The organism is Curtobacterium sp. ZW137 (genome assembly GCF_003762905.1).
Classification (GTDB): Bacteria; Actinomycetota; Actinomycetes; order Actinomycetales; family Microbacteriaceae; genus Curtobacterium.
Map to the genome: position 1 here is coordinate 549952 of NZ_RJKS01000002.1, position 26540 is coordinate 576491.

General features: G+C 69.1%; 32 protein-coding genes and 1 tRNA gene. 15 read left to right on the forward strand and 18 right to left on the reverse strand.

Features of this window, described 5'->3' with window-relative positions; translation table 11 throughout:
* Positions 1-15: 15 nt before the first annotated feature.
* The 7 genes from EDF55_RS18750 to EDF55_RS07805 form a co-directional block, all read right to left on the reverse strand.
* Positions 16-294, reverse strand: a complete 279-nt coding sequence (locus EDF55_RS18750) for a hypothetical protein (protein ID WP_131845087.1) — start codon at positions 292-294, stop codon at positions 16-18.
* A gap of 6 nt (positions 295-300) precedes the next feature.
* On the reverse strand, positions 301-1644 hold the full coding sequence (gene eno / locus EDF55_RS07780; RefSeq protein WP_123340877.1) for a phosphopyruvate hydratase: 1344 nt from the start codon (positions 1642-1644) through the stop codon (positions 301-303).
* Positions 1645-1780: 136 nt separating this feature from the next.
* Entirely contained in the window at positions 1781-2266 is a 486-nt protein-coding gene (locus tag EDF55_RS07785; protein ID WP_123293728.1) for an inorganic diphosphatase, read from the reverse strand.
* A 32-nt stretch (positions 2267-2298) separates the two neighbouring features.
* Positions 2299-2670, reverse strand: a complete 372-nt coding sequence (locus EDF55_RS07790; RefSeq protein WP_123293727.1) for a CrcB family protein — start codon at positions 2668-2670, stop codon at positions 2299-2301.
* A complete protein-coding gene (locus EDF55_RS07795; protein ID WP_235035968.1) occupies positions 2667-3170 on the reverse strand; it encodes a CrcB family protein in 504 nt (167 codons plus the stop codon). Before EDF55_RS07795 ends, EDF55_RS07790 begins: the two co-directional genes overlap by 4 nt.
* Positions 3167-3913: a 2,3-diphosphoglycerate-dependent phosphoglycerate mutase gene (locus tag EDF55_RS07800; protein ID WP_123293726.1), complete on the reverse strand. Its 747-nt coding sequence runs from the start codon at positions 3911-3913 to the stop codon at positions 3167-3169. Before EDF55_RS07800 ends, EDF55_RS07795 begins: the two co-directional genes overlap by 4 nt.
* The gene (locus tag EDF55_RS07805; protein ID WP_123293725.1) at positions 3910-4416 is read right to left on the reverse strand and encodes a universal stress protein; all 507 of its coding nucleotides are present in this window, start codon (positions 4414-4416) and stop codon (positions 3910-3912) included. The genes EDF55_RS07800 and EDF55_RS07805 overlap by 4 nt, the downstream gene beginning before the upstream one ends.
* A 358-nt stretch (positions 4417-4774) precedes the next feature.
* Between EDF55_RS07805 and EDF55_RS07810 the strand changes: the two genes are divergently transcribed.
* The 4 genes from EDF55_RS07810 (at position 4775) to EDF55_RS07825 (ending at position 7875) form a co-directional block, all read left to right on the forward strand.
* Positions 4775-5218 (forward strand): hypothetical protein, encoded by a 444-nt coding sequence (locus EDF55_RS07810; protein WP_123654331.1) that lies wholly within the window; start codon positions 4775-4777, stop codon positions 5216-5218.
* A 108-nt stretch (positions 5219-5326) separates the two neighbouring features.
* Complete coding sequence (locus tag EDF55_RS07815; protein ID WP_123293723.1) at positions 5327-5926, forward strand: DUF305 domain-containing protein; 600 nt, start codon at positions 5327-5329, stop codon at positions 5924-5926.
* A 52-nt stretch (positions 5927-5978) separates the two neighbouring features.
* Positions 5979-7175, forward strand: a complete 1197-nt coding sequence (locus EDF55_RS07820; protein ID WP_200849224.1) for a permease — start codon at positions 5979-5981, stop codon at positions 7173-7175.
* Positions 7176-7281: 106 nt separating this feature from the next.
* Complete coding sequence (locus tag EDF55_RS07825) at positions 7282-7875, forward strand: substrate-binding domain-containing protein (protein WP_123293721.1); 594 nt, start codon at positions 7282-7284, stop codon at positions 7873-7875.
* Between the two features lie 619 nt (positions 7876-8494).
* Here the strand turns inward: EDF55_RS07825 and EDF55_RS07830 are convergent.
* On the reverse strand, positions 8495-8986 hold the full coding sequence (locus EDF55_RS07830; RefSeq protein WP_123654332.1) for a hypothetical protein: 492 nt from the start codon (positions 8984-8986) through the stop codon (positions 8495-8497).
* A 214-nt stretch (positions 8987-9200) separates the two neighbouring features.
* Between EDF55_RS07830 and EDF55_RS07835 the strand changes: the two genes are divergently transcribed.
* Positions 9201-10328 carry a hypothetical protein gene (locus EDF55_RS07835; protein WP_123654333.1) on the forward strand — a complete coding sequence of 376 codons (1128 nt, stop codon included), beginning with the start codon at positions 9201-9203 and terminating at the stop codon, positions 10326-10328.
* Positions 10329-10333: 5 nt separating this feature from the next.
* Here the strand turns inward: EDF55_RS07835 and EDF55_RS07840 are convergent, their stop codons facing one another.
* The gene (locus tag EDF55_RS07840; protein WP_123293718.1) at positions 10334-10903 is read right to left on the reverse strand and encodes a helicase associated domain-containing protein; all 570 of its coding nucleotides are present in this window, start codon (positions 10901-10903) and stop codon (positions 10334-10336) included.
* A gap of 463 nt (positions 10904-11366) precedes the next feature.
* On the opposite strand from EDF55_RS07840, the gene EDF55_RS07845 reads away from it, so the two are divergent.
* Together EDF55_RS07845 and EDF55_RS07850 are read left to right on the forward strand one after the other, a co-directional pair.
* Positions 11367-12257, forward strand: coding sequence for a hypothetical protein (locus tag EDF55_RS07845; protein ID WP_123654334.1), 891 nt, complete (start codon positions 11367-11369; stop codon positions 12255-12257).
* Positions 12254-14083 (forward strand): hypothetical protein, encoded by a 1830-nt coding sequence (locus EDF55_RS07850; RefSeq protein WP_123293716.1) that lies wholly within the window; start codon positions 12254-12256, stop codon positions 14081-14083. Before EDF55_RS07845 ends, EDF55_RS07850 begins: the two co-directional genes overlap by 4 nt.
* Positions 14084-14324: 241 nt before the next feature.
* On the opposite strand, the gene EDF55_RS07855 is transcribed toward EDF55_RS07850, so the two are convergent.
* A tRNA-Gln gene (locus tag EDF55_RS07855) sits at positions 14325-14399 on the reverse strand.
* Between the two features lie 79 nt (positions 14400-14478).
* Between EDF55_RS07855 and EDF55_RS07860 the strand changes: the two genes are divergently transcribed.
* Together EDF55_RS07860 and EDF55_RS07865 are read left to right on the forward strand one after the other, a co-directional pair.
* Positions 14479-14973: a MarR family winged helix-turn-helix transcriptional regulator gene (locus EDF55_RS07860; protein ID WP_123654726.1), complete on the forward strand. Its 495-nt coding sequence runs from the start codon at positions 14479-14481 to the stop codon at positions 14971-14973.
* A 69-nt stretch (positions 14974-15042) separates the two neighbouring features.
* Entirely contained in the window at positions 15043-15474 is a 432-nt protein-coding gene (locus EDF55_RS07865) for a VOC family protein (protein WP_123654335.1), read from the forward strand.
* A gap of 28 nt (positions 15475-15502) precedes the next feature.
* Here the strand turns inward: EDF55_RS07865 and EDF55_RS07870 are convergent, their stop codons facing one another.
* The 6 genes from EDF55_RS07870 to glp all read right to left on the reverse strand — a co-directional run bounded on the left by EDF55_RS07870 (position 15503) and on the right by glp (position 20774).
* Positions 15503-17356, reverse strand: coding sequence for an ABC-F family ATP-binding cassette domain-containing protein (locus tag EDF55_RS07870; RefSeq protein ID WP_123654336.1), 1854 nt, complete (start codon positions 17354-17356; stop codon positions 15503-15505).
* Between the two features lie 220 nt (positions 17357-17576).
* Positions 17577-17975 (reverse strand): PLDc N-terminal domain-containing protein, encoded by a 399-nt coding sequence (locus EDF55_RS07875; RefSeq protein WP_123654337.1) that lies wholly within the window; start codon positions 17973-17975, stop codon positions 17577-17579.
* 45 nt (positions 17976-18020) lie between these two features.
* Positions 18021-18512, reverse strand: a complete 492-nt coding sequence (locus EDF55_RS07880) for a molybdenum cofactor biosynthesis protein MoaE (protein ID WP_123654338.1) — start codon at positions 18510-18512, stop codon at positions 18021-18023.
* Positions 18509-19021 carry a molybdenum cofactor biosynthesis protein B gene (locus tag EDF55_RS07885; protein WP_123654339.1) on the reverse strand — a complete coding sequence of 171 codons (513 nt, stop codon included), beginning with the start codon at positions 19019-19021 and terminating at the stop codon, positions 18509-18511. Before EDF55_RS07885 ends, EDF55_RS07880 begins: the two co-directional genes overlap by 4 nt.
* Positions 19018-19506: a cyclic pyranopterin monophosphate synthase MoaC gene (gene moaC, locus EDF55_RS07890; RefSeq protein WP_123654340.1), complete on the reverse strand. Its 489-nt coding sequence runs from the start codon at positions 19504-19506 to the stop codon at positions 19018-19020. Before moaC ends, EDF55_RS07885 begins: the two co-directional genes overlap by 4 nt.
* Positions 19503-20774: a gephyrin-like molybdotransferase Glp gene (gene glp / locus EDF55_RS07895; RefSeq protein WP_123654341.1), complete on the reverse strand. Its 1272-nt coding sequence runs from the start codon at positions 20772-20774 to the stop codon at positions 19503-19505. The genes moaC and glp overlap by 4 nt, the downstream gene beginning before the upstream one ends.
* A 96-nt stretch (positions 20775-20870) precedes the next feature.
* Here glp and EDF55_RS07900 point away from each other — a divergent pair, with 96 nt between their 5' ends.
* The 6 genes from EDF55_RS07900 (at position 20871) to EDF55_RS07925 (ending at position 25481) form a co-directional block, all read left to right on the forward strand.
* Complete coding sequence (locus tag EDF55_RS07900; protein WP_260235858.1) at positions 20871-21761, forward strand: MTAP family purine nucleoside phosphorylase; 891 nt, start codon at positions 20871-20873, stop codon at positions 21759-21761.
* Entirely contained in the window at positions 21758-22828 is a 1071-nt protein-coding gene (locus tag EDF55_RS07905; RefSeq protein ID WP_123654343.1) for an NAD(P)-dependent oxidoreductase, read from the forward strand. Before EDF55_RS07900 ends, EDF55_RS07905 begins: the two co-directional genes overlap by 4 nt.
* A gap of 205 nt (positions 22829-23033) precedes the next feature.
* A complete protein-coding gene (locus tag EDF55_RS07910) occupies positions 23034-23756 on the forward strand; it encodes a glycosyltransferase family 2 protein (RefSeq protein WP_123654727.1) in 723 nt (240 codons plus the stop codon).
* Positions 23753-24439: a DUF2064 domain-containing protein gene (locus EDF55_RS07915; protein ID WP_123654344.1), complete on the forward strand. Its 687-nt coding sequence runs from the start codon at positions 23753-23755 to the stop codon at positions 24437-24439. The genes EDF55_RS07910 and EDF55_RS07915 overlap by 4 nt, the downstream gene beginning before the upstream one ends.
* Positions 24436-25104 (forward strand): bifunctional 2-polyprenyl-6-hydroxyphenol methylase/3-demethylubiquinol 3-O-methyltransferase UbiG, encoded by a 669-nt coding sequence (locus EDF55_RS07920; RefSeq protein ID WP_123654345.1) that lies wholly within the window; start codon positions 24436-24438, stop codon positions 25102-25104. The genes EDF55_RS07915 and EDF55_RS07920 overlap by 4 nt, the downstream gene beginning before the upstream one ends.
* Before the next feature lie 131 nt (positions 25105-25235).
* Positions 25236-25481 carry a hypothetical protein gene (locus EDF55_RS07925; RefSeq protein WP_123654346.1) on the forward strand — a complete coding sequence of 82 codons (246 nt, stop codon included), beginning with the start codon at positions 25236-25238 and terminating at the stop codon, positions 25479-25481.
* Positions 25482-25579: 98 nt separating this feature from the next.
* Here EDF55_RS07925 and EDF55_RS18755 read toward each other — a convergent pair whose 3' ends face one another.
* Both EDF55_RS18755 and EDF55_RS07930 read right to left on the reverse strand, forming a co-directional pair.
* A complete protein-coding gene (locus EDF55_RS18755; RefSeq protein WP_185017220.1) occupies positions 25580-25720 on the reverse strand; it encodes a hypothetical protein in 141 nt (46 codons plus the stop codon).
* A complete protein-coding gene (locus EDF55_RS07930) occupies positions 25717-26379 on the reverse strand; it encodes a contact-dependent growth inhibition system immunity protein (RefSeq protein WP_123654347.1) in 663 nt (220 codons plus the stop codon). Before EDF55_RS07930 ends, EDF55_RS18755 begins: the two co-directional genes overlap by 4 nt.
* Between the last annotated feature and the right edge of the window lie 161 nt (positions 26380-26540).

Below are 26540 nucleotides of genomic sequence, written 5' to 3' on the forward strand. Positions count from 1 at the left end.
CCGGGAGCATGCCGACTATTGGTCACCGCCCTGTCTGCCAAAGTCGACGAGAAAGATGAAGATGCGTTGCCCATCACGCATCTCGTGCGTCATCTCCCGGATCGTACCGATCTGACCATCGCGCGTGAGCGCCTGCTGCAGCGCCGGGACCTGCACAAGATGGTTCACGTCTACGTCGAACCACTCCACATGGTGCGCGTCAACATCGGATGCCATCCAGTCATCTGCTGGTGCGCTTCGGTCCCACCCGTACTGATGCGTCTCCACTGGAGACCATTTCACGATGCGCTGCATTGTCGCTCACCGCTGCCCGATCAAGCCGTAGGGCAGTCCCGGGTGCTGCTCGGCGATTTCGGTGAGCCGGTTGTACTTTGCGACCCGTTCCCCGCGGGCGGGTGCGCCCGACTTGATCTGCCCAGTACCGGTTCCGACGACGAGGTCGGCGATGAACGTGTCCGTGGTCTCCCCGGAACGGTGGGAGACCATGCTGGCCATCCCGATGCTGGTGGCGGTGGCGATCGCACCGAGGGTCTGGGAGACCGTACCGATCTGGTTCGGCTTGATCAGTGCCGCGTTCGTCAGGTGTTGCTCGCCGCCGTCGCGGATGCGCTGGGGGTCGGTGACGTAGAGGTCGTCGCCGACGGTCTGGATCCGGTCACCGAGCGCCGCTTGCATGCGGCGGAACCCCTCATGGTCGTCCTCAGCGAACCCGTCTTCGATGCTGCGGATCGGGTACGTGTCGATGAGCTGCCGGTAGTAGTCGACCAGCCCGTCCCGGTCGAGGCTGTCGTCGAGCATCCGGTACGAGCCGTCTCCGAGGGAGAACTCGTTCGCGGCCGGATCGAGGGCGATCGCCACCTGGTCGACGCCCGGCTCGTAGCCTGCGGCGCGGATCGCGGTGACCAGCAGGTCGAGCGCTTCCTCGGGTGCAGCGATCGATGGTGCGAAGCCGCCCTCGTCGCCGAGGCCGAGGCTACCGAACCGGTCCCGTACCAGGCCCGCGAGGGCGTGGTAGACGTCCGCGCCGATGCGGACAGCGTCGGCCATCGTTGAGGCGTTGACGGGGGCGATCATGAACTCCTGGAAGTCCAGCTTGTTCGCTGCGTGCGCGCCGCCGTTGAGGACGTTGAAGTGCGGGACCGGCATCCGCGGCGTCGAGCCGGTGATCTCGGCGATCCACTGCCAGAGTGGGAGGTCCGCGGCGTGTGCGAGGGCCCGGGAGGCGGCGATGGAGGTTGCGACGACGCTGTTCGCGCCGAGCCGGCGGTACCCGGTGGTGCCGTCGAGTTCGGCGAGGGCGGCGTCGACCTGTCCGATCGCGGACCAGGACCGGCCGGTGAGCAGGCCCGCGATGTCGGTGTTGATCAGGTGGAGCGCCTGGGTGATGTCGCGGCCACCGAACGCTGTTCCGCCGTCGCGGAGCTCGACGGCTTCGTGGGCGCCGGTGGATGCGCCCGCGGGGGCGTCGCCGGTGACGGTGCGGCCGTCGTCGAGTTCGAGCAGGACGCGGACGGTCGGGTAGCCGCGGGAGTCGAGGATGCGGGTGCCGTGGACGGCGTCGATGGTGACGGGGTGGTCGCGGTGGGTGACGTACTCGCCCTGGTGGGCTCCGTGGTGGTGGATGCCGCTGATGTAGTCGTTCATGGTGACGCTCCTTCTGGTCGGGTCATGCGTCGTGGTCGTGCGGATGGAAGGGAAAGCCGCGGGGAGGCGGAGGGGACGACCTGCTGGCGATCACTCAGCGCCAGTGCCTCCCCGCGGCGGTCAAGGGGCCCGTGGATCACGGGTGTCGGGTGTGGGCTTCCTGTGCGGTGCGGATGACGGCTTCGGCAGCAGGACGGTTGGCCCACCCGTTGGTGGTGACGTGCTTGCCGTGTTCGATCTCCTTGTAGTGGGAGAAGAAGTGCTCGATCTCGATGAGGGTGTGCTCCGGGACGTCGCTGATGTCCTGCAGGTCTTCGAACCGGTCGTCGCCGGCGGGGACGGCGAGGATCTTGTCGTCGCCGCCGTTCTCGTCGACCATGCGGAGCATCCCGATCGGCCGGACCGTGATGACGACGCCCGGGAACGTCGGTCGGGGCAGCAGCACGAGCGCGTCGAGGGGGTCGCCGTCATCGCCGAGCGTGTCATCGATGGAGCCGTAGTCCTGGGGGAACACCATGCTGGTGAACACGGCCCGGTCGAGCCGGATCCGGCCGGTGGTGTGGTCGACTTCGTACTTGTTGCCGCTGCCGCGGGGAACCTCGATCGTGACGTCGAACAGCATGGGAAGGCCCGTTCCAGGATGTGGGGTGGCGGTCACAGCAGACCGCCAAGGAGGATGCCGGCGATGGCTGCCGCGACCGAGAGGACGAGCATCCCGAGACCGTTGACGGCTGCGGCGGTGATCCGGCCGCTGCGGGCGAGGCGGACCGTTTCGAAGTTGGCGGTACTGAACGTGGTGTAGCCGCCCATCACCCCGGTGCCGAGCACCGCCACGGGGGCTGCGCCGAGGTGACTGGCGGCGCCGACGATGAGCCCGAGCAGCAGCGACCCGGTGATGTTGATCGTCAACGTGCCGACGGGGAGCCGGAACTCCCGGCCGGTGTTGATCAGCCCGTCGAGGAGGAACCGGCCGGCAGCGCCCACGCCGCCACCGGCCGCGACCGCGAGGAGGATGCCGGCGTTCATGCGGACACCGTCCGGGGGCGGAACCAGCCGGCGACCACCAGTCCGACCGCGGTCGCGATCGCACCGGCTATGACGGTCAGTAGCGCGTACCCGGTGCCGGCGAGACCGTGGCCGGTGAGGAACAGTGCGGCGGTGGACTCAGCGAGGGTGCTGTAGGTGGTGAAGCCGCCGAGCACTCCCGTGCCGAGCAGCAGACGCAGGACACGGCGGCGGCCCGCGTCGGGACCGCGATGCGCCAACGCTTCCAGGAGCACCCCGAGCAGCAGCGCTCCGCTGATGTTGATCCAGAAGATCGACCAGCTCACCCCGCCGTCTGCTGGGAGCAGCGCACTGATCACGTCGCGCAGGAGTGTGCCGACCGTGCCACCGACCGCGACGAGGCCGACGTACCGCCACCGCAGGTGCACGGGCCGCATGGCCGTTGCGGGGTCGGAGACGTCCACATCCGGGTCGGAGGGGAGCTGATCATCGGGCATCGGGGTGTCCGTTCGGGTGGTCATGTTCCGCCTTCTGCCGCGACCAGCGCCGCGGCGTGGTGCGCTGCTACCGGATCCAGGAACGCCCCACCACGCGGGACGAGAGCACCCGTCGGCGTAAGCTCATACTGCAGCGGCTGCCCCGTGGGCAGGTTCAGTGCGTGCAGTTCCGGCTCCGTGAGGTCGTCGATGCACGCGCACATGGCGCGGAGCGAGTTGCCGTGCGCGACGACGAGGACGCTCCGACCCGACCGCACCATCGGTAGAAGTCGGTCCTGCAGCACGGGTCGGACCCGATCGATGACATCGGAGAGGGCCTCGGTGCGTCGGAGGGCAGCGTCTGACAGGTCGCGCAGCGCGGAACTTGACCGCAGCGCCGTCCACACTTGCAGGGACATCGCCGGTGGTGCGCCGTTCCGGGACCTGCGGATTCGGGTGTATTCGTCGTCGCCGAGCGTTCGGCGGGCATCGGTCTTGGTCATCCCGGTGAGTGCGCCGTAGTTGCGTTCGTTGAGCTGCCAGACCTTCTCCGTCGGGATGGCGATGCCGAGGGTGTCGAGGACCAGTTCCGCAGTGTGCACGGTGCGTTGCAGCGTCGACGTGAGCACCTGGTCCGGCAAGATGCCTGCTGCCTGCAGGAGCCGCCCCGCGGTCACGGCTTGCTGGACACCCTCGACGGTCAACGGTTCGTCGCGGAGGCCGGTGAAGGTGCCGGCCCGGTTCGCGGTGCTTTCCCCGTGGCGCAGCAGCACCAGCCGGCCCGTCACGACGCATCCCACGGCAGGGCGCTCTCGAACCCGACCGGAGCGTGTGGGACGACCACGACGGGACGGTGCTGCTGGTGCGTCAGGCGGGCGGCGACGGAACCGTTCAAGAACTCCGCAACCCGGCGTCGGCCCGTCTGCGACCCGACGACGATCATTACCGCGTCACGTTGCTCCGCCACCGCCGCCAACGCCCGGCTTGGATCTCCAACCCGAGTGAGGATCTCCACCCGGACCGACCGTGCTGCAGCGAGATCGTGGATGACGGCGACGTCGCGGTCGGGCAGCTGCTGCGGTTCGGTGTCCGCCGTGTCCGGATCGATCGGTTCGATGATCTCCGAACCGTCCCGACGAGTTCCTGCGTTCAGCAGCGCCGGATCCACCGCAACACACACTACCGACGCACCGAAATGCTTCGCGATCAGCGTGGCAACGCCGACAACGCTCTCTACCTGCCCGGACTGTACGCCGGCAACGATCGTGCGGGCGGAGTCTGCCTCGACCATGTCTTCTCCCTATCTCGGGCACGCTGACGCGCGCCGTGCTGAGATAGGGACTGTTGTCGACAGGTGTCGAGGTTGGGTCCGGCAAGCCCCACTACCGGGTCCGAAGACACCACCAGTATGCACCCACCACCACGCACCACGCACCACGACAGGAAAGTCCCTCCGGCTTCTGCGGAAGGGGTACGGCCTCTGAACGGTACGGCCACGCGACGCATACCCCTGTGCTGATCAATCACCCAGCCGCCACAGACAGCACATACCCCCAGGGGGTACAGTGCCATTAAATCTACCTTGCACTGTGACGTGCTCAACGCTGCAGCTCGACACTCCGACACTCACCGACCTGATCGAAAGACTGATGCTCACCACCACCGCCTCCCCGCGTCGCCGGCTGCTGTTGCAGGCCGTAGCGACGTTGGCGCTGCTGCTGCTGGTCGGGTTCACGGTCCTGATGCACACGATGGCCGGCCACGAGCACCCGATGGCAGCTCCCGCCGCCACCACCGAGCACGTCCATGCCGTCGCAAACCGCCACGGGGAGCATGCCGCTCCCGCGGCCGCGGTGCTGACGGTCCTCACCGTCGCCGGCTGTGACAGCGGCCTGTGCGCGCTGATGTGCTCGCTGATGGGGATGGCGTGCGCGCTGACGATCGCCCTGTTCGCATGGGCGCTAGTGCGCGCACGGACCGGCGGCGTCCTCGCGCTGCTGTCGCGACTGCTTGCGCTGGCTGACCGGCTGCCGCGCCACATCGCAGCACCGAAACCACCGTCACTGACGGCACTGCAGATCATCCGCATCTGATCCTCCCCCTGCGGGACCACACCGCCGCAGGGCGGCTCCCGCATGCCCAGAACCGGGAGGCATCCGCCTGCCCGGACCAATTGACGCATACACGGGAACGGACCTTCCATGCACACCACCACGACCACGCGCATCCTCGCGATCGCCGCCTCGCTCACCCTCGGCCTGACCCTCGCGAGCTGCTCCACCAACAACAGCAGCTCCGACGCGGGCTCGTCCGCCTCGTCGAGATCGGCCGCGTCGGCGCACAACGACCAGGACGTGATGTTCGCGCAGATGATGCTGCCGCACCACGAGCAGGCCGTCGAGATGAGCGACGTGCTCCTCGCCAAGGGCGACGGTGTTGACCCCAACGTCGCCACCCTGGCGAAGCAGATCAAGGCCGAGCAGGGTCCGGAGATCACTCAGCTCACCAGCTGGCTGCAGGGCTGGGGTGAGCCCACGGAGTCGGAGCACCCTGGGTCGGGGCACTCCATGTCCGGGATGATGTCCGATTCCGACATGACCGACCTTGACCAGGCATCCGCGAAGGACGCCGGGAAGCTGTTCCTGCAGCAGATGGTCCAGCACCACGAGGGCGCCGTCGATATGGCCAGGAGCGAAGTCGACAAGGGCAAGAACACCGACGCGGTCGCGATGGCGAAGTCAATCGTGTCGAGCCAGACCGAGCAGATCACGCAGATGAAGGACATGCTCGCGTCCAAGTGACCGGTTCTTCCCCGTTCGTGACCACCCTGTCGCGGCAGAATATGCCCGCGACGTGAAGAAGCAGGTGTATATGTTCGTGATCAACGCAGTCGGTGACGCCCTAGTAGCAGCCGGCTCGATGGGGTGGGAGATCCTCTGGCCCCTCATCCTCGGCTTCACCCTCTCCGGCATCATCCAAGCCGTCGTCCGCACCGACCAGATCACCAAGCTCATGCGCGACGACTCCCCCCGAGCGATCAGCGTCGCAACCGGCCTGGGCGCACTGTCCTCGTCCTGCTCCTACGCCGCCGTCGCCCTCGCACGGGCGCTCTTCCGCAAGGGCGCGAGCCTGTCGTCGGCCATGGCGTTCGAGGTCGCCTCCACGAACCTCGTCGTCGAGCTCGGTCTGATCCTCGCGTTCGTCATGGGCTGGCAGTTCACCGCAGCGGAGTTCGTCGGCGGACCGCTGATGATCATCCTCATCGCCCTCGGGTTCCGGCTCTGGATGCGCGGGAAGATCGTCGACGCCGCCCGCGAACAGGCCGACAAGGGCCTCGCCGGCGCGATGGAGGGCCACGCAGCCATGGACATGTCCGTGCAGGGCGACCAGGGCTTCTGGCGGCGACTGTTCTCGAGGCCCGGGCTCACGAGCGTGTCGCAGTACTTCGTCATGGACTGGGCATCCGTCATCCGCGACATCGTCATCGGCCTACTCATCGCCGGCGCCTTCGACGCCTGGGTCCCGAAGGCGTGGCTGCAAGCACTGTTCCTCGAGGGACACCCGACGCTCGCGTTCCTGATCGACCCGCTCATCGGACCGATCCTGGCGATGGTGAGCTTCGTCTGCTCCGTCGGCAACGTCCCCCTCGCAGCGGTCCTCTGGAACGGTGGGATCAGCTTCGGCGGTGTGATCAGCTTCATCTTCGCCGACCTGATCATCATCCCGATCATCATCATCTACCGGAAGTACTACGGCTGGAAAGCAGCCCTCCGCATCACCGGGATCTTCTACGGCGCCATGGTCCTCGCCGGCTACGCCGTCGAACTGCTCTTCACCCCGCTGCACCTTATCCCCACGAACCGGCACCTCACCATCGTGACGACCTCGATCAGCTGGAACTACACCACCTGGCTCAACATCGTGTTCCTGCTCGTCGCGGCGTTCCTGCTCGTCGTCTTCACCCGCAGCGGCTCATGGCCCATGCTCCGCATGATGAGTGACCACCCCGATACCCACGACCAGGCAAACGCCAAGCACAGCCAGCCCTGACCCGACCGGCCACGCCGACAGGGCAAGCTAGGCCACACAGCATTGTCGGAATCACGCCACAAAGCGTTCCCAGCCACATGCGAACCCCCGCGGCGTCCTGTCCTTCATGCCCTTCTCCGCCAAGGAGCAGGAGATCATGCGTTCGCGAGGGGTACAGTTCATCGCATCTTCCCCGATCAACACGGACAGCGGAGCCAATCAAGAGATCGGCAGGCTTCAGGTGCGTCACCTTGTCGAGAGAGGGCATCGCACCATCGCCTTCGCCCGCCTCCGCGACGCACGCCAGGACGTCTTCGGCGACGAGCGCGAGTCGGGGATTCGCGACGAGTGTCGAGACCAGGGCTTGCCTGAACCGACGATCGTGCGCCTCGGCGTGGACCGAGATGAGGCGTTGGTCGCCCTGGACGCTCTCCCGTCGGCTCCCGTCGGGATCGCCTGTTACAACGATGACGTTGCGACCGCACTTCTGTCGGCGGCAACCACTCGGGGCCGCCAGGTTCCGCAGGATATCGCTCTGATCGGCATGGATAACACGCCGATCTCGCAAGTCATCGTGCCCCGCCTGACGACGATCGACTACCCAGCATCCGAGGCCGCCCACCTCACGGTCGCCGGGTTCCTAGCCGCGCTGACGGGCGAGCCGATGCAGGAATCGGATCTCCACCTCGACATCAGGGTCGTAGAGGGCGCAACCACATAGCTGCGGCATCGGCGGTGACCTCGCCCCGCGGCACGTCGCACGCTGCCCGACGCTCGGACCCTTGACGCATCATCATCGGCCCGTCAACGTCGGTCTCGCCGACGCTTCAGTTCGGCTGCTACTTCCGATCCTCGAACGACTCGGTCCCCTCCGCCGAGACGAACGGCCTCCGCCGATCAGACCGACCCCTAGGCGGGCAGACCAACTGGGGAGGACGCCGACGAAAGTCCCACCCTCAAACGAGGCGGTTGCGCGCAGAGCCTGTCGCCGAACGGTCCTCGCGACATCCTCGGTGAGCAGGCGACCGTTTCCGCGAACAATCACGGTTGCTCGGCGGACGACAATCAAGACCATCGCGGCTGGAGTATTAAACACTGTCACGAAGCTCGTCGCCGGGGCAAGAAACGACATGATCTGGTGCAGGGAGACACGATCTGGACTCGACCGACAACACGATCGAGTAACGAGGTAGCGGCGAACCGCGAGAACATCCCGTGGAACGCCACCGTGATGGTGTTGAGCTCCACGAAGCTCCCGTGCTCACTCAAGGTGGAAGTGGCTCCGGCCGAGAACGGACTAGCGCGTCAGTGGTGCAACAAGTCGGATGCACGCCGTTGACCTACTTCCGCTTCGTCTTCGAACGGCCTGCCCTTCGGGCAAGGCGATGGCAGTCTTTGCAGCCGACCGAGCCCTCCGCCACATGATTGTCGGGGCGTTCCTGGAAGTCCCCATGGAGCGGGCAGATCACCGTGACGTAAGTCTTCTGGTCGATGAAGACGACCTTCGCGTAGTCGTACTTGTCGCCGTGCCGGTTGGTTGCACATTGGATGAAACGCTGCGTGCGCAACTCCTGGTTGGCGTTGCGGAAGCCCTTGCAGTCCCGGCATCCCTGGCCACGCTGCGGGCCCCAGGGCGTTTCGCGGACTCGGCGGTGCTCGCGCGGGGTTTGCTCGAAGGGCCCGTGGTCGGGGCAGATGATGGTGACCTTGGTATCGCCGTTGACGTAGCTGCGTTCGACGTGCGCGTAGTCGTATCGGCCTTTGTGCAGCTTCGTCGCGAAGTCGATGAACTCGGCGGCTCGTTCTTCACGGGTGGCGGTGCGGTAGTCCAAGGGGCCCTCCAGGAGTCGTAGTCCTGGAGCTATGCCGGCACGCCCGAACCAGCCGGGAAAGGCGCCGAGCACCCGTCCCTCGAGACCTGGTCGATCTTCTTCTCGGCGTTCCTTACGTCAGGGTGAGGCCGTCAGGCATAGCCGTGGCATGCCTTCGCTCCCTGCCGCCGTTCGAGCGGCGCTCCGCTCACCGAGTTCAACCGAGCACCTTGTCATGCCGAACCAGGAGTCTGTCGCGTCCGCGACCGCCCTGGGGCGACCGATGGGCGCCGCCTTCGGTCGTCCGTTCCCACGTCAAGGTCCCGTCGAGCACTGCTCGCACATCCAATGTTGGGAACGCGAGCCGCTCAGCCTCGGGGACTCAACGCTCGGGGCCAGAAGCTCGAACGCAGACAAGGGGACTCTTGTCGCGCAGCTTCGCCCGGAGCCCCTTCACGCGATGCGGAAGTATCGGAGCCAGTCGGTTCCCGCCGACAGGTGGGCCAGCATCGAGCCGTTCGTACTGGACGCTGTCGCACTCGTCGCGCCCGCGTGCGCGTACCTTGCTGAACGGCTCATGGTCGCGGTGACTCCATACGTCGACTGGGTCGTGCACGTCAACGGGATGCAGAAGGTCGCCAACGTGTTCCACCCGGTGCTGATCCGCCGGTACATCTCCCGCGACGACCTCAACCTCAAGGACAAGACACGCCGCGATTACCGGTCCTTCCTGCTCCGGATCTCGGAGGTCGTCCTCCCCCACGAAGGTCCGATCGAGTTTGCGCCGTTGAACGGGCAGTCCGTCACAGCCCCGTACACCGACCTCGAACTGAACCTGCTCGAGTCCTGGGCGCGGGGGCAGTCAACGGCACTGCGACGTCGAGGTGCTGGCGCGGTCCTTGCCCTAGGTGCAGGTGCTGGGCTGGACCCGTGGGAGATGCAGCACCTTCGACGCAGCGACGTGCACGTTGACCGTGACGGAGCGCTCGTCAACGTACAGGGCGGAACGCCGAGGTTGGTGCCCGTGCTCGAACGATGGGAGCAGCTCCTCATCGACTCCCTCACGGACGTGCCGGACAACGCATGGGTACTCGGCGGGTCGAACAAGAAAACGACCTACAACTTCGTCACACCGTTCATCAACCACACCGACTTCGGCAACGAACCGAAGCCAGTCCCGACGCGAATGCGCGCTACCTGGATCACCACGCACCTTGCTGCCGGCACGCACGCCGCCGAACTCATGGCTGCCGGCGGACTGCGCAAGCCCGAGCACTTGGTCACGTCCCTCCGGCACATTCCGACGATGAACGCTTCCGAGCACCGTCGACGGATCCTCGCCGAGGCCCGCGAAGTTCGGTAACGCCTTCAGAGGACACGGAACCGAGCCGCCCGGAGCTGCTGCTCGCGTTCCGGCAGCAGGCGGCCGCGGGCGTGCTGGGCTCGTTGCTGGGCGACCCACCGTCCGATCGTCACCTCCGTCTGGTCGGCCGCGCGACGACGCGGCGGTCGCTGATGATCAGCCCAGAACTGCTGGTGCGCGGCGAGCATCGCGGACCACTGCGCGTCCCGGGGGTTCCAGGCGAACCCCGGCACCGCTTCAAGTCGTCGAACCTGGTACGAGCAGTAGCCACCCGCAGCGCCGACCTGCCGGAAGTAGGTGAGGGCGTCGACGAGGCTCTGCTCGGCGGTGGCAGGGCGCGGACGGGTCGAGTCGGCGCGGGGCATCCGTCCGCGCCTGCCGACGAAGTCGTCAAGGTCGTGCACTCGGTCGATCCAGCGTCGCACGAAAGGTTCGACCTCGACGGCGTCATCGGTGTCGGCCAGGTAGAACGCAACGCCGCGCCGCTGGTCGAGGGTGAGCGTCAGGGCTGGCTGCGCTGCGTGGTCGGCATACTCGCCGTGGAGCGCTGCGAGCGCCGTGGTCGGGGTGGGCATGTGGTCCTCTCCGAGGCCGGCGGTCGGCCTCGGAGGGGGTATGCGCGGAACGGGCGTGATCTTGGAGGACGCGCGGGTCGCAGACGAGCGGGGTCCGCAAACAGGACCAATCCGGCCGCGAAGATCACTACGTTTTCTGAGTCCCCGAAGCAGAGAGCCGCCCGGATCGCATGCACATGGCCAGCGTCACGCGTACGACGCCGACGCTGACGCCGCATGCGCTGGCAAGCGGCGACACGCCCGGGGTGACGCGACCGTTCGCATGCGCGGCAACCCCGGCAGATCCGCGCGGGCATGCGGATCGGACGGCAGCGAGATCAAAATCTGGGACGCGTTCCCACAGCTCATCCCACTTCGCCTGCATAGGCCGGGCATGCCTAGCCAGATCCCCCGGTCACCGCGTCAGTACATCACCGCGATGCTGCGCGCCCTCCTGTCGTTCCTCACGCGCGGAGGAACACCGGTGAAGTACGTTCCGACGTTCGCGGAGGACCGATGGGACGTTGTCCGGGAATTCGTGGTCAGCGCAGTCGCCGAGGCGGCAGCGTCCATTGCTCAGCCCGCCGACCGACTCATCGTCATTGCGGCACCGTTCGTCGACTGGGTCGTTAACGTCAACGGATACCCGGCGAAGACCGCCGTCGTGTTCCACCCCGTCATCATCCGGCGCTACATCACCCGCACCGACGTCACCTGGTCGGACACCACGCGTCGCACATACCGGTCCTCTCTGATGCGCATGTCCGAGGTCCTCGTCGGCGAGGTGCCGCTGAAGTTCGCACCGACGACTCCGCAGAACACCGCAGCACCCTACGACGACCTAGACCTGCACCTCCTCGAGAGCTGGGCGACGGGCCAGTCGACCGCGGCGCGGCGCCGCAGCGCCGGCGTCGTCCTCGCACTCTGCACTGGAGCGGGGCTCAAAGCGAACGAGCTCCTCCAGACCCGCCGCCGCGACATCCTCGCTGACGCCGGCGGTGTCCTCGTCACTGTCAACCCGGGAGCCCGGACCGTTCCGCTCCTGGCCCGCTTCGAAACGCTCCTGCTCAACTCCATCGCCGAGGTCGAGCCGGAGCACTGGGTGTTCGGATCCCCGAAGCGCGTCAAGCACGGCATCAGCACGCTCACCACGTTTCTCTACGACACCGATCGTGGCAACGAGCCAGACCCCGTCACCACCCGCATGCGGAACACGTGGCTCATCACCCACCTCATCGCCGGCACCAACATGCGTGCCCTGATGACCGCCGCCGGTGTCACGAAGTTCGAGCACCTCGACCAGCTCGTCGCCCACGTTCCCGCGCCCGACACTGCTTCCTACCGTCGTCAGCTCCGTGCGGAGGTCGCACGATGACCGCGCCGAAGCCGAAGCATCACGACTTCGACGACGCCGAACGGTGGATGCAGGACGACTTCGGCATGAAGATGTCGACATACATCCGCATCGGTCAGGCCTTCCCCCTTGAGCTGGCGACGTTCGAGACCGTCCGCCTGTTCGACAGAGCGTGCATTCGAGCGCGCATCGAGCGCTGGAAAGCGGAAGACCGGACATCCGACCGAGGCCGGAAGGCGTTGATGTCGGAGACCTCCGTGCTCATGCTGATGTTCATCACGATGCGAGCTCGGCGGAGCGTCAGCATCCAGCAGATGACGGAAGTCGCGATGTCCCTGACGACGTCACAGCGTGAAGCAATCGGCATCCTGAAGTTCACCCCACACCAGGACACCCTCTACCGCCGCATCTGGGAGGCAATCAAGCGGCTCCGGAAGCTCATCGACCGACACCCCGGCCCTCGCCGCAACACTATGACCGACGCAGAACGCGCGGCGGCCATTGCGGAGCTGCGCGACCCGGTGGAGATGGCGAAGCGCGCAGCCCGCATGCTCGAACTCACGAACCAGCTGATCGAAGGATCTGTCCAGTTCCTCAACCGTGAAGTTCGCCGGCGATTCAAGGGCGCGATTGCCATCGATGCCACATTCGCGGAAGTCTCGGGCAAGCAGAAGAGTGCCAAAAACATCAAGCCGGGCGACAAGGTCTCCACGAACTACGACTGCGGTTGGTACGGCCGCCAGGGCAGCCACGACCCTGACCATGACGGTGGCGATAAGTACGCGTTCGGATGGGAGCTCGAGTACGCGGTCATGACCCGCGACCCGAACGAGACTGAGGCGAGCTATCCCCTGCTCTTTCTCTCGACCAGCGGTCACAAGCCTGGCGCTCTCACAGGGCACGGCTTGTTCCTCTACCAGTCTGCCGTCGAACGCGGTCACCCCATCAAGACCGTTGTCGGCGACCGCGCCTACTTCCCAGGAGCGAAGCCCGAGGACTTGCAGCGCCCTCTCGCGCAAGCAGGCGTCAAGGTCGTCATGGACTACAAGAACGAGGAAGAAGAGCTCGGTCAGCAAGCGTTCTACGCAAGCGCCGATGGCCGGCACAACCTGGTCATGGTCACGGGTAGCTGGCACCTGCGGTTCATGCCAGCCGCCCTCATCGACGCCGAGAAGACCTACCTCGACTACCTCAAGACCATCACGAGCAAGCCCGAGGCCGAGCGTTCCATACTTCGAGACGAAGCCCATGCGCTTCTCCGTCAGCGCCGCAAGGAGCGCTCCCGCTACCGGCTCATCCCCCGTAGCGGTTACGACGCCACCGGCGCGCGCCAGTACTCCTACCCGGAGTTCACCGACCCGAAGGTCTACGACGCAGAGTCCGACACCTGGATCGACGTTGTCATCCCGGGCAAGACCGTGAAAGTCCCTGGGGTTCTCAGCGACAAGAACGGCGACAAGAACCAGAACCACCTCAAGTACGGTCAGGAGTACGAGTACAAGTCCGATGTGTGGCGCGCCTGGTTCGGCAAGCGTAACAACGTCGAGAACGGCAATTCGTGTCTCAAGGACGCGGACCGCGAGGCGCTCGGGGTTCCGATGAAGCGACGCATGCGTGGCCCCTGGATCGTCGAGATGGCCGGCGCCATGGCAGCAGCGAGCGCCAACATCTCCCGCATCATCGACTGGCTCAAGGCCCGCCTCGCTCTCCGTGGGATGAACCGCATGAACCGCTCGAGCGCCGCGCTCTTCGAGCCCGGCCTCGAAAGCCTCACGGTCGAAGAGCACGATCGTCGCAACCCGTTCAACCGACTTGCAGAGATAGAGCAACTCAGACTCATCGCGTAGCGCACTGCTCGCTCCGAACTGAACATCGACCCTCCTGACGGCCGCCCCGGCCGCGGTACCCCCTGCCCGTTTGTCGGGCAGGGGGTGCTGTCGTTGGCACAGAGCACCTTGGGCCAAGGGGTGCAGTCGCATTCGACGTCTCGCAGTTCGTCCCCGGGGTGCTCAATCCGGTTTTCACGGCACCAAGCTCCCCCAGCCGCGAAAAGTCTCAAACCGAACGCCGAAAACTCGGATCACCCCGTGGCTCCGCCTCCAGGATTCGAACCCGGACCTAACGGCACCAAAGGCCGTCGTGCTGCCATTACACCAAGGCGGAACACCCCACGAAGGGGCCAGACCATCCTCCCATGACCCGCACGGTGGCCGTGCGCGCGGGGTTCGGCCAAGATGGTGGGATGCCGCACGAGGACGAAGTCGACCGGATCGTCGCGGCGTGGGGACGGCAGCGCGACGACCTCGACTTCGCGCCGCTGCAGGTGCTGTCCCGGGTGGACCGGCTCGCCCGGCACCTCGACCGGGCACGGCGTGCAGCGTTCGATGCGAGCGGGACGGAGCCGTGGGAGTTCGACGTCCTGTCGGCCCTCCGGCGCGCGGGTGAGCCGTTCGAGCTGAGCCCGAAGACCCTGCTGCAGCAGACCCTGGTGTCGAGCGGCACGATGACGAACCGGGTGGACCGGCTGACCGCTCGGGGTCTGGTCGCGCGGCGGACGGACCCGAAGGACGGCCGGGGCATCCTGGTGTCGCTCACGGATGCCGGCCGGACCGCGGTCGACTCGGCGATCGCAGATCTCCTGGGAGCGGAGCGGGACATCCTCGCGGGGGTGTCCGACGACGAGCAGGACCAGCTCGCGGGGCTGCTGCGCCGGCTGATCCTCGGCCTGGGCGACTGACCGAGGAGCAGGCCGAGGCGCAGGCCGACGAGTGGGCCGAGGCACAGGCCGAGGCGTAGTCTCCGCCGCATGCACGCCACCACCCTCGCCGTCGCCGACATCGAGCGATCGGCCGCGTTCTACACCGCGCTCTTCGGCATCGAGGGCAGCGGCATCATCGGCACCGAGTACGTCGCCACCGACACCGCGGCGGGCGGGACCACCGCCATGTTCACCCTGGACGACGGGCTGATCGTCTCCGTCTACGGCCGTGACGACATGCGGAAGGACGCGAGCGTCGCGCTGGCGACCGACCCGAGCACCACGATCGGGCACTTCGAGGAGTCCCGGGAGGCCGCCGATGCGTTCCTCGAACGGGCGCGGGCCGCGGGTGCGACCATGCTCGAGCCGCCGTACACACGGCCGTGGGGCATGTACTCCGGCTTCTTCCAGGACCCGGACGGCCATCTCTGGGAGGTCGTCGCGAACCCCGGCCTCGGCGACCCCGCCGCTGGCGCCTGACGTCCGACCAACCGGACGACGGACCCGCTCAGACCCCGAGCTGCTCCGCGACCTCGAGCCACCGCTCCTCGAGCTGCTCGATCTCGGCCTCGAGCGTCCCGAGCTTCGTCTGCAGGTCCCCGAGCCCGGCGTAGTCGGACTGGTCGTGCGTGGCGAAGGCGTCGAGCAGCTTCTTCCGGTCGTCCCCGACGCGGGCGATCCGCCGGTCGAGCGCTGACATCTCCTTCTCCGCGGCGCGACGATCCGCACCGGACAAGCCGGACGCGCCCCCGGCACCGGACGCGACCGCAGGAGAAGGTGACGAGCCCGCCCCAGCCGTGTCGGGCCTCCCGGCCGAAGCGGCGGCAGCCGCAGAAGCGGTGGACCCACCGGTGCCGGCCGCCCGGAGTCGCATGTACTCGTCGACCCCGCCCGGCAGGTGCCGCAGGTGCCCGCCGAGCACGGCGTACTGCTGGTCGGTGACCCGCTCGAGCAGGTACCGGTCGTGCGAGACGACCAGGAGGGTGCCCGGCCAGGTGTCGAGGAGGTCCTCCATCGCGGCGAGCATGTCCGTGTCGAGGTCGTTCGTGGGCTCGTCGAGGATGAGCAGGTTCGGTTCGTCGAGCAGGATGAGCATGAGCTGCAGGCGACGCTTCTGCCCGCCGGACAGGTCGCGGACGGGAGTCGAGAGCTGCTCGGCCGTGAAGCCCAGGCGCTCCAGCAGCTGCGACGGCGTCATCTCCTTGCCGTCGGCGACGTAGCTGGTCTTCTTGCGGGCGACGACCTCGCGGACGCGGTCGTCGGCGTACTGCGCCAGGTCCGCGAGCTGCTGGTCGAGGACCGCGACCTGCACGGTCTTGCCCGTCTTCACGCGGCCACTCGTCGGCTGGAGGCGTCCCGCGATGAGCGAGAGCAGCGTCGACTTGCCGGCACCGTTCGGCCCGAGGATGCCGGTCCGCTCCCCCGGCGCGATCCGCCACTCGATGCTGCGGATGGTCGGCTCGTCGGTGCCGGGATAGGTGACGCCGACGTCGAGCAGGTCCACGACGTCCTTGCCGAGGCGGGCCGTGGCGGTCTTCGACAGTGCGACGGTGTCGCGGAGCGGGGGCACGTCGTCGATGAGCGCGTTGGCCGCGTCGATGCGGAACTTCGGCTTGCTGGTGCGGGCCGGGGCGCCGCGACGGAGCCACGCCAGCTCCTTGCGCGCCAGGTTCTGGCGGCGCTGTTCCGAGGCCGCCGCCTGCCGGTCGCGCTCCACGCGCTGCAGGATGTAGGCCGCGTAACCACCCTCGAAGGGTTCGACGATGCCGTCGTGGACCTCCCACGTGTCGGTCGACACGGCGTCGAGGAACCACCGGTCGTGGGTCACGACGACCATGCCGCCCTGGTTCGCCGGCCAGCGCCGGTTGATGTGCTCGGCGAGCCACTGGATGCCCTCGACGTCGAGGTGGTTCGTGGGCTCGTCGAGGAACAGCACGTCCCAGTCGCCGACGAGCAGGCGCGCGAGGGCGACGCGGCGACGCTGGCCTCCGGAGAGGTCGTCGACGAGTTCGTCCCAGGGGATGTCCGACACGAGTCCGCCGATGACGTCGCGGATCTTCGGGTCGCCGGCCCACTCGTGCTCCTCGCGGTCGCCGACGACGACGGCGCCGACGGTCTGCCCCTCGGGCAGGGCGTCACGCTGGTCGAGGACGCCGACGGTCACGCCGCGGCGGTGGGTGACGCGGCCGGTGTCCGGTTCGAGGCGCTTCGCGAGGAGGCTGAGGAGCGTCGACTTGCCGTCGCCGTTCCGACCGACCACGCCGATGCGGTCACCCTCGTCGATGCCGATGGTGACGCTGTCGAAGACCGTGCGGGTGGGGAACTCGAGATGCAGGTTCTCGGCGCCGAGGAGATGTGCCACCCGTCAAGGGTAGGTGCTGCGCGGCGCGCCCTGCGCTCGCGGCCGCGCGCCGCGGCGGTGCGTGGTGCGAACCGGCGGCGCACAACCGAAACCAGTTCGAACCACGTGCGTCCGTGGTGCGAACTGGTTTCGGTTACGCGGCGGCGGCCCACGCTGGCGATGCACGCGGCGGGCGGGCGGAGCGCGGGCGGGCGCCCGACCGACCGACGGGAGGCTCGGCTCAGCTCCCGAGCGTCGGGTCGGGTTCGCCGGCGGCCTCCTTGGCACGCTGCAGGCGCGCCTTGGCCTCCCAGAACGCGATCTCGCGGTCGAGGTCCGCGAGTTCCTGCTCGGTGGTGGTCACCCTGCGGTCGCCGTGCGCCGCTCGAGCGTGCCCGAGGCTGGCGTACCCGTCCTCGTGGCGGGTCGGCTCGATGTACCGGCCGTGGTTCCGGGGACCAGGAGCCCAGTCGTGCCCGATCGCGAACCACACGATGCTGCCGACGACGGGCACCAGGATCACGAGGATCACCCACGCGATCTTCGGCAGGCCGCGGATCTGGTCGTCCGTCTTGGTGAGGATGTCGATCAGCGCGAACACCAGCAGGACGATCGTCACCCCGGACAACAGCACGCTCATGTCCCGGATTCTATGGACTCCCTTGGAGCTTCCGCTACGCCCGCGTCAGAGGGACGCCACCCACTCGTCGGAGCCGTCGGTGAAGCGCTGGTGCTTCCAGATCGGGACGCGTTCCTTGACCAGGTCGATGAGGGCCGCGCAGGCCGCGAAGGCCTCCGCGCGATGGGCGGAGGACACCGCTGCGGCGAGCGCGACGTCCCCGACGATGAGCTTCCCGACGCGGTGCAGCACAGCGATGCGCACCCCCGGGTGATCGGCAGCGATCGTCGCTGCGACCTCGGTGATGACCTCCCCCGCGCTCGGGTGCCGTTCGTACTCGAGCGCGGTGACGCCCTTGCCGTCGTCGTGGTCACGGACGACTCCCGCGAAGGTCACGACGGCGCCGTCCTGGTCGGTCGCGACGACGTCCGCGGTCTCCGCCACGGTGATGGCGCGGTCGACGACGTCCGACAGCACGACCCGCGCAGCGGCGGCCCCCGACCCGGCGGCGGCCCCGGCGGCGGCGGCGGCCCCAGCCCCGGCCCCGACGTCGGTCACGATGCGCTCCGCGGCGCGTGGCCCTCGCCGTGCAGTTGCGCCAGGACGTGGTCGAGCAGCCCGTCGAGCACTGCGAGCCCGTCCGCGACGCCACCGCGTGATCCGGGCAGCGTGACGACGAACGCCCCGCCGGACGCGATACCGGCGACACCGCGGCTCAGCAGCGCGGTGGGACCGGCACCGGCGAGGCCGCGGCGGCGGATCTCCTCGACGATGCCCGGCAGCTCGAGGTCGAGGAGGGGCCCCACGGCTTCCGGGGTGCGGTCGGTCGGCGTGACCCCGGTGCCTCCGGTGGTGATGACGACCCGGGCGTCGGCGAGGAGCTCGCTCGTGATGGTCTCCGCGACGGGCCCGCCGTCGGCGACGATCACCGGGTCCGGGACGGCGAACCCGTGCTCGCGGAGCCAGGCCGCGATCACGGGCCCGGTCTTGTCGAGCGCCGGGTCTGCGGCGGCCTGCGTGGAGACGACGACGACGGCAGCTCGGCCCCGGGTCGGTTGCGAGGTCATCGTGCGCTCCAGTCTCCGGACCGACCACCGTGCTTCTCGAGCACCCGGACGTCCGTGATCGTGGCCGTCCGGTCGACGGCCTTCACCATGTCGTACACGGTGAGCGCGCCGATGCTCGCCCCCGTGAGCGCTTCCATCTCAACACCGGTGCGCGAGGTCGTGCGCACCGAGACCTGCACCACGACGCGGTCGTCGGCGCCGGTGATGTCCACTTCGACCCCGGCGATCGGCAGCGGGTGGCAGAGCGGCACCAGGTCCGAGGTCTTCTTCACCGCCATGATCGCGGCGATCCGGGCGGTGCCGATCACTTCCCCCTTGGGCAGCGAGCCGTCGAGGATCCGTGCGACCACGTCGGGGCGGGTGACGAGGGTCGCCGTGGCGGTGGCCGAGCGCGCGGTGACGTCCTTCTCGGAGACGTCGACCATGTGCGCGCTGCCGTCCGCCCGGACGTGCGAGAGGCCGGTCTGATCAGCGGCGGCGGTCATCGGATGCTCCAGACGGTCAGGGGGTCGCCGGGTTCGACGGCCGCGGTGCCGACGGGCACGTGCACCAGGTGCGTGGCGTCGGCGTAGTGGGCGAGGAGGTGCGAGGACGGACCGCCGACGAAGTGCACGCGGCCGTCTGCGACCCGGCCGCGGCGGACCTGGTGCTTTCCCTCGGGCGAGGTTGCGGCGGACGCGGCGGGCAGGGTCTGGGTCGGGCGGGCACCGGGCATCCCTGCGGCGCGGGCGAGCACCGGACGCAGGAACACCTCGAACGAGACGAGCGCCGACACCGGGTTGCCGGGGAACGACACGACCGGGACGGGTCTGCCGGCGAACTCGACGGTGCCGAACGCCTGCGGTCCGCCCGGCTGCATCGCGACCGGGGTCACGGCGAGCCCGCGCGGCTCGAGGGCCTGGCGCACGACTTCGTACGCGCCGGCGCTGATGCCGCCCGTGGTCAGCACGAGGTCGGCCCAGTCCCCCACGGCGGTCTCGAGCGCGGCGAGGAACCGGGCTTCGTCGTCGGGCACCCGGACGGTCCGCGACTCCACCCCGACCTCGGCGAGGGCCGCCCGCAGCGCGACCCCGTTCGCATCGTTGATCCCGGCGCCACCACCGCCGCCGTCGCCGCCGCCCGGAGCCTCTGCCGAAGCCCCACCGAGCTCCGATCCCGTCGACACGACGAGCGCCCGCGGCCGACGGACCAGCTCCACGTGGGTCACCCCGGCGGACGCGAGCGCCCCGAGCACGGCGGGCGTCAGTGCGGCTCCGGCGTCGACGATCGTCTTGCCGACGCCGAGGTCCGACCCCGTCGCCCGCACGAAGGTGCCCGGGGCGAGGTCCGCCGGCACGTCCACCGATGCCAGCGACAGCGCCGCCGGGAAGGCCCCTGGCGGTGTGGCTTCCACCGGGAAGACCGCGTCGGCGCCGTCGGGGATGCGGGCGCCGGTCATGATCGGCGCAGCGCTGCCCGGTGCCAGCGGCGCGGGGACGACCCCGGCCGGGATCGGGGCGACGACGCGCAGCGTCGAGCCGGCGTCCGCGGCCCGCACCGCGAAGCCGTCCATCTGGCTGTTGTCGAACGGTGGGAGCGGGATCGGCGACCCGACGGCACGACCGAGCACGCGGTACCCGTGTCCCGCGCCGGTGTCGGCAGCGAGGTCGTCGACGGCCACGGCCTCCGGACCGGTGAACTGCAGCGCAGACGGACGCACCGCGGGCTCGACGAGCGCTTCGATGTCCTGCCGATGCTGACCGATCGATCGCAATGGTGCCTCCGAATGACTCGACGCGCGGCCCCCGAGGCGGCCCGTGTCAGTAGCGTAACGAGCGCGCACGACGCGCCCAGACGAACCGGAGGACCTGTGGAGAACGACCTGCCCGCCACCAACCCGACTGCGACCATCGGCGTGATCGGCGGCTCCGGCCTCTACGAGCTCTTCGCGCCCGGCACCGCCGACGAGCTCGACGTGCCGACACCGTTCGGGTCGACCTCGTCCCCGATCACCGTCGGGACGATGGCCGGCAAGCGCGTCGCGTTCCTCACCCGCCACGGCCGCGAGCACTCGGTCGCCCCGCACCGGATCAACCACCGCGCGAACCTGTGGGCGCTCCGCTCGCTCGGGGTCCGCGCGATCGTGTCCTCGAGCGCCGTCGGCGGCCTGCACCCGGACTACGCCCCGGGCACCTTCGTGGTGACCGACCAGCTCATCGACCGGACGTGGGGCCGCGCCGACACGTTCTTCGAGGACGCCGTCCAGCACCTGTCCTTCGCGGACCCGTTCGACCCGGTGCTCCGCCGCGTCGCGATCGAGGCCGTCGGTGCGCTGGACGTCCCGTTCCGCCCGACCGGCACGTGCGTCGTCATCCAGGGGCCGCGCTTCTCCACCCGCGCCGAGTCGGTGTGGATGCGCGAGGCCGGCGGGCACACGATCAACATGACGATGACGCCGGAGGTCCCGCTCGCCGCCGAGCTCGGGATCGGCACCGTGAACCTGTCGTTCGTGACGGACGCCGACGCGGGGCTCGCCCCCACCGAGGACGAAGCGGAAGCCGCCGCCGAGACCCCGGTCACCCACGCACTCGTGATGGAACGCCTGGCCCGCGCGAACGAGGTGATCGTCGGCGCCATCGGCTCGATCGTCGGCGCGATCCCGGACGACTTCACCCCACGCGAGCTCGTCCCAGCCGAAGCAAGCGAGCGCGCCGCGAGCGACCCCGCAGCGGACGAGCGCGTGACGGGCGCCTCGGCATGAGCCGCCTGCTCGTCACCGGCGGCGCCGGGTTCATCGGCTCCGCGATCGTCCGTCGCGCGATCGCCGACGGCCACGAGGTCCGCGTCCTCGACTCCCTCCGCGCCGACGTGCACGGCGACCCGCAGGCCGTCATCGCGGACCACGAAGCGCGGGGCATCGCGTTCGTGCACGGCGACGTCCGCGAGCGCGTGGCCCTCGACGCCGCACTCGACGGCATCGACGTGGTCTGCCACCAGGCCGCAAAGGTCGGCCTCGGCGTGGACTTCCAGGACGCCCCCGACTACGTCTCCAGCAACGACGCCGGCACCGCGTACGTCCTGGCCGGCATGGACCGGCTCGGGATCGGCCGCCTGGTCGTCGCGAGCTCGATGGTCGTCTACGGCGAGGGGGCGTACACGACATCGACCGGCGAGCCGGTGCGGCCGCCCGCCCGCCGCCGCGAGGACCTCGACGCCGGCCGCTTCGACCCGATCGGTCCCGACGGGCAGCCGTTGGTCCCCGGCCTGATCGACGAGTCCGCCGCCCTCGACCCCCGGAACGTCTACGCGCAGACGAAGGTCGCGCAGGAGCAGCTCGCCTCGTCGTGGGCCCGGGCGACCGGTGGCCGTGCCGTCGCGCTCCGGTACCACAACGTCTACGGCCCCGGCATGCCCGCCAACACGCCCTACGCCGGCGTCGCATCCCTGTTCCGCTCCGCGATCGCCCGCGGCGAGGCACCCCGGGTCTTCGAGGACGGCGCGCAGCGACGGGACTTCGTGCACGTGGACGACGTCGCCGGCGCCAACCTCGCGTCGATCGCCGCGACGGACGCACTGCCCGACGACTCCTTCCGGGCGTACAACGTCGGGTCGGGCACCGTGCACACCATCGGCGACATGGCCGCCGCGATCGCGGGCACGGCCGGCCTGGAGCCGGTCGTCACCGGCGAGTACCGTCTCGGCGACGTCCGGCACGTCACCGCCTCGTCCGCGCGGATCGCGGACGAGCTGGGCTGGCGCGCCGAGGTCGACTTCGAACGGGGCATGCGCGAGTTCGCGGACGCGCCGTTGCGCGCGGCCGTCCGCTGACGACCTGGTCGCCACCACCCACCGGACGGGAGGCACGGTGCCAGCCCGCACCGTGCCTCCCGTCCGGTGGTCCCCTGCCCACCACCGGACGCTTGCTGTGCGCGGACCGGACACGGGGTACGAGCATCCTGTGCGTCAGCGGCGACACTCCGGTTGCCTGGTGTGCATGGCAACCAGCTCCCGTCGAAACGGCCGACCGCACCGAATGGTCGACATGAACGTCGACGTGATCCTGCCGTGCCTGGACGAGGCGGACGCCCTGCCCAAGGTGATCGGCCGCCTGCCCTCCGGCTACCGCGCGATCGTCGTCGACAACGGCTCGACCGACGGCTCCGCCGAGGTCGCCCGTGCGCACGGCGCGCTCGTCGTCACCGAGACCCGACGCGGCTTCGGATCGGCCTGTGCCGCCGGCGTGGCCGCAGCGACGGCGGAGTACGTCGCGTTCTGCGACGCCGACGCGTCCATGGACCCCGCCGAGCTCCCGCCGCTCGTCGCCCGTGTCGCGACCGGCCGCGTCGACCTGGCGCTCGGCCGCCGCGTCCCCACCACCCCCGCCGCCTGGGCACCGCACGCGCGCTTCGCGAACCGGGTCCTGGCGGTCCTGATGCGCCGCGCGACCGGGTACCGGCTCCGCGACCTCGGCCCGATGCGCGTGATGCGCCGCGCCGACCTCGTGGCCCTCGACCTGCAGGACCGCCGCAGTGGCTACCCGCTCGAGATGGTCCTCGCCGCCCACGCCGCCGGCTGGCGCGTCGACGAGTCCGACATCGGCTACGAGCAGCGCATCGGCGACAGCAAGGTCACGGGCACGCTCCGCGGCACGATCAACGCGGTGCGGGACATGTCCCGGCTGCTCCGCAAGTACCGGCGCGACGGACGCACCCGTGTCGTCGCGCCGGCCCCCGTCGCCGAGGGGACGAACGCATGAACACCCCTGAGACCACCGTCGCGCCGCTGACCGTCGTCGTCATCGCGAAGGAGTGCCTGCCCGGCAAGGTGAAGACCCGCCTGACCCCGGCGATGACCCCCGAGGACGCAGCGCGTGTCGCTGCCGGCAGCCTCGACGACACCCTCCGCACCGTCGCCGCGCTCCCGGTCGCCCGCCGGGTGCTCTTCTTCGACGGCTCGGTCGTCCCGGACGCCGCGGCCGGCTTCGACGTCCTGCACCAGCCCGGCGGCGGACTCGACGAGCGCCTCGGCCACCTCTTCGACGCGATGACCGGTCCGACGCTCCTGGTCGGCATGGACACCCCACAGCTCTCCGCCGACGACCTCGCGCCCGTGCTGCACGACCCCGAGCGCGACGCCTGGTTCGGCCCGGCCGAGGACGGCGGCTTCTGGGCCCTGTACCTCCGCGAGCCGGACGGCACGCACCTGCGCGGCGTCCCGATGTCCCGGGACGACACCGGCGCCGTGCAGCGCGCACGGCTGGTCGACGCCGGACTCGACGTCGGCACCCTCGCCACCCTGCTCGACGTGGACACTGTGCCCGACGCCCGACGCGTCGCCGAGCTCGTCCCCGACTCCGCGTTCGCCGCGGCACTCGCCGCATCACTGACGTCGCCCCTCACCACGGCGACGACCCCCCTCACATCAGGAGGCACCCGATGAGCGACATCACCCAGGCCCCGGTCACGTTCGGCACCGGCGGCGACGAGCCGTACGCACGAGCACTCCGCTCCGACGGTCGCCTCCGCCTGACCGACCCGGACCGCCCGGACGCCGAGGTCACGCTCGACGTCGGACGCTGGAGCGCCGCTGCGGACCGTGTCGACCGTTCCCTGCTCGACGACGTCGACGGCCCCGTGATCGACATCGGGTGCGGTCCCGGGCGGATGCTCGTCGCCGCCCGCACGCTCGGCATCCCGGCGCTCGGCGTCGACGTCTCCGCCGATGCCGTCGCGATCGCACGGCGTGCCGGCGGCCGTGCCGTCCAGGGCTCCGTGTTCGACTCCGTCCCGGAAGAAGGGCGCTGGGACACCGCGCTCGTCCTCGACGGCAACATCGGCATCGGCGGCGACCCCACCGCCCTGCTCGAGCGCTGCCGGGACATCGTCCGCGTCGGCGGCCGCGTCGTCGTGGAGACGCACGTCGACCGCACGGCCGACCGTACGTACCGGGCGAGGGTGATCGACACCGACGGCCACGAGAGCGCCGAGTTCCCCTGGGCGGAGGTCGGCCTCGACGCACTGCACGGGCACGCCGCCCGTGCGGGCCTCGTCGCACGCTCGAGCTGGACCGTTGCGGGCAGGAGCTTCTGCGAGCTCATCGCCTGAGCCGCGCCGATGCAACCGGTTGTTTTGCATTACTCAAGACAACCGGGTACTGTTGGTGTCTCCAGCCGACGGCGTCAGGGCCGCCGACTCGGCGTTCCCCTCGACGCTGCCACCACATCGAGGAGACCACCATGACGAACAGCACCTTCCCGTTCGGCGGCGCCTTCGTGTCCGGACTCGGCGGACGTGACGAGCACGGCACCTACACCGGCTCCCGCTCCGACCGCTCGGTCGGCACCTACACGGGCGTGCCGGTCACCGGACGCCTCGGCCGTTTCGTGGACACCCAGTCCGCGCGACCGGGCACCGTCACCGCGTCGAACCGCACGGTCACCGGCTCGTTCCGCACCGCGACGGGATCGTTCCGCACCGCCTGAGCGCTTCGCGGCGACCGACCGCGAACGGCCGTCCACCCCGGGTCCTCCCCCCTTCGACCCGGGCCGGGCGGCCGTTCGCTCGTTCCGGGTCCTGGTCCTCAGGCCCCGGCGCCCGCAGCCTCGAGGCGCTGCGCGACCTGACGGAGCCACTCGCGATCGTCGAGGCCGTCCTCGGCCGACACCCCGTAGATCTCGGGCGTGCGGCGTGCGAGCTCCTGGTTTTCCTCGTACCGCTTCACAATCCGCGCTCCAGCCGTGCGACGAGCGCATCCAACCACTGCTTCGGCGTCATCCCGAGGTCCAACATCGGTGACAGCCCCGTTCCGACGTACCGCATGTATCCCTTGACCGCGTCATCGTCATCGAGCGCCGCTTGCAGGCTTCGTGCCTGTTCGAGGTATGCCCGTCGCGATTCGGGGGGAAGGTCGTCGAACGCATCGGCGTACACCGCTTCGACGTCGGGATGGTCGAGATTCCAGTCGTAGTTGAAGTACGCAGCCAGCAGGTTCACGATGCGGGGCGTGCGGAGCGCGAGTTCGTCGTTGCTCACGTCGACTGCCGGATCCTGCGGACCAGGCAGCTCAGCAAGGTCTCGGTCTACGTACGCGCGGAGCTGTTCGAGCCACGCGACCGGCGACAAACCCGTGTCGAGCGCTGGATCCAGGCCCGTGTCGAGGGTGTCGAGGACTGTCTGCACCCGCTCATCGGTCGTGAACGTCGATGCGATGACCCTCAGCTCGGTGCCGAGTTGCTCGACCCTGCTCCGGGGCATCCGTTTGAGCGCCTCGTCGTAGACGGCCTCCGCGGACTCGTGATCATCGCGCCAGTCGTAGTTGAAGTACCCACCCATCAAGGTTGAGAAACGTGGGAAGTCCTTCGTGAGTTCGTCGATGTCCACCAGGCTCATTTCGTCGGATACGAGGCGTGCACCTCGCAGAACGGGGACGGGGCAGTTGATCGGAGCACGACCCGCACCGTCCTCGCGTCGGACATCTCGTGCCCCTGCACCTTCGGGTCGTAGACCCTTCCGATCGAGCCCTCCGGCCGCATGGTGAAACC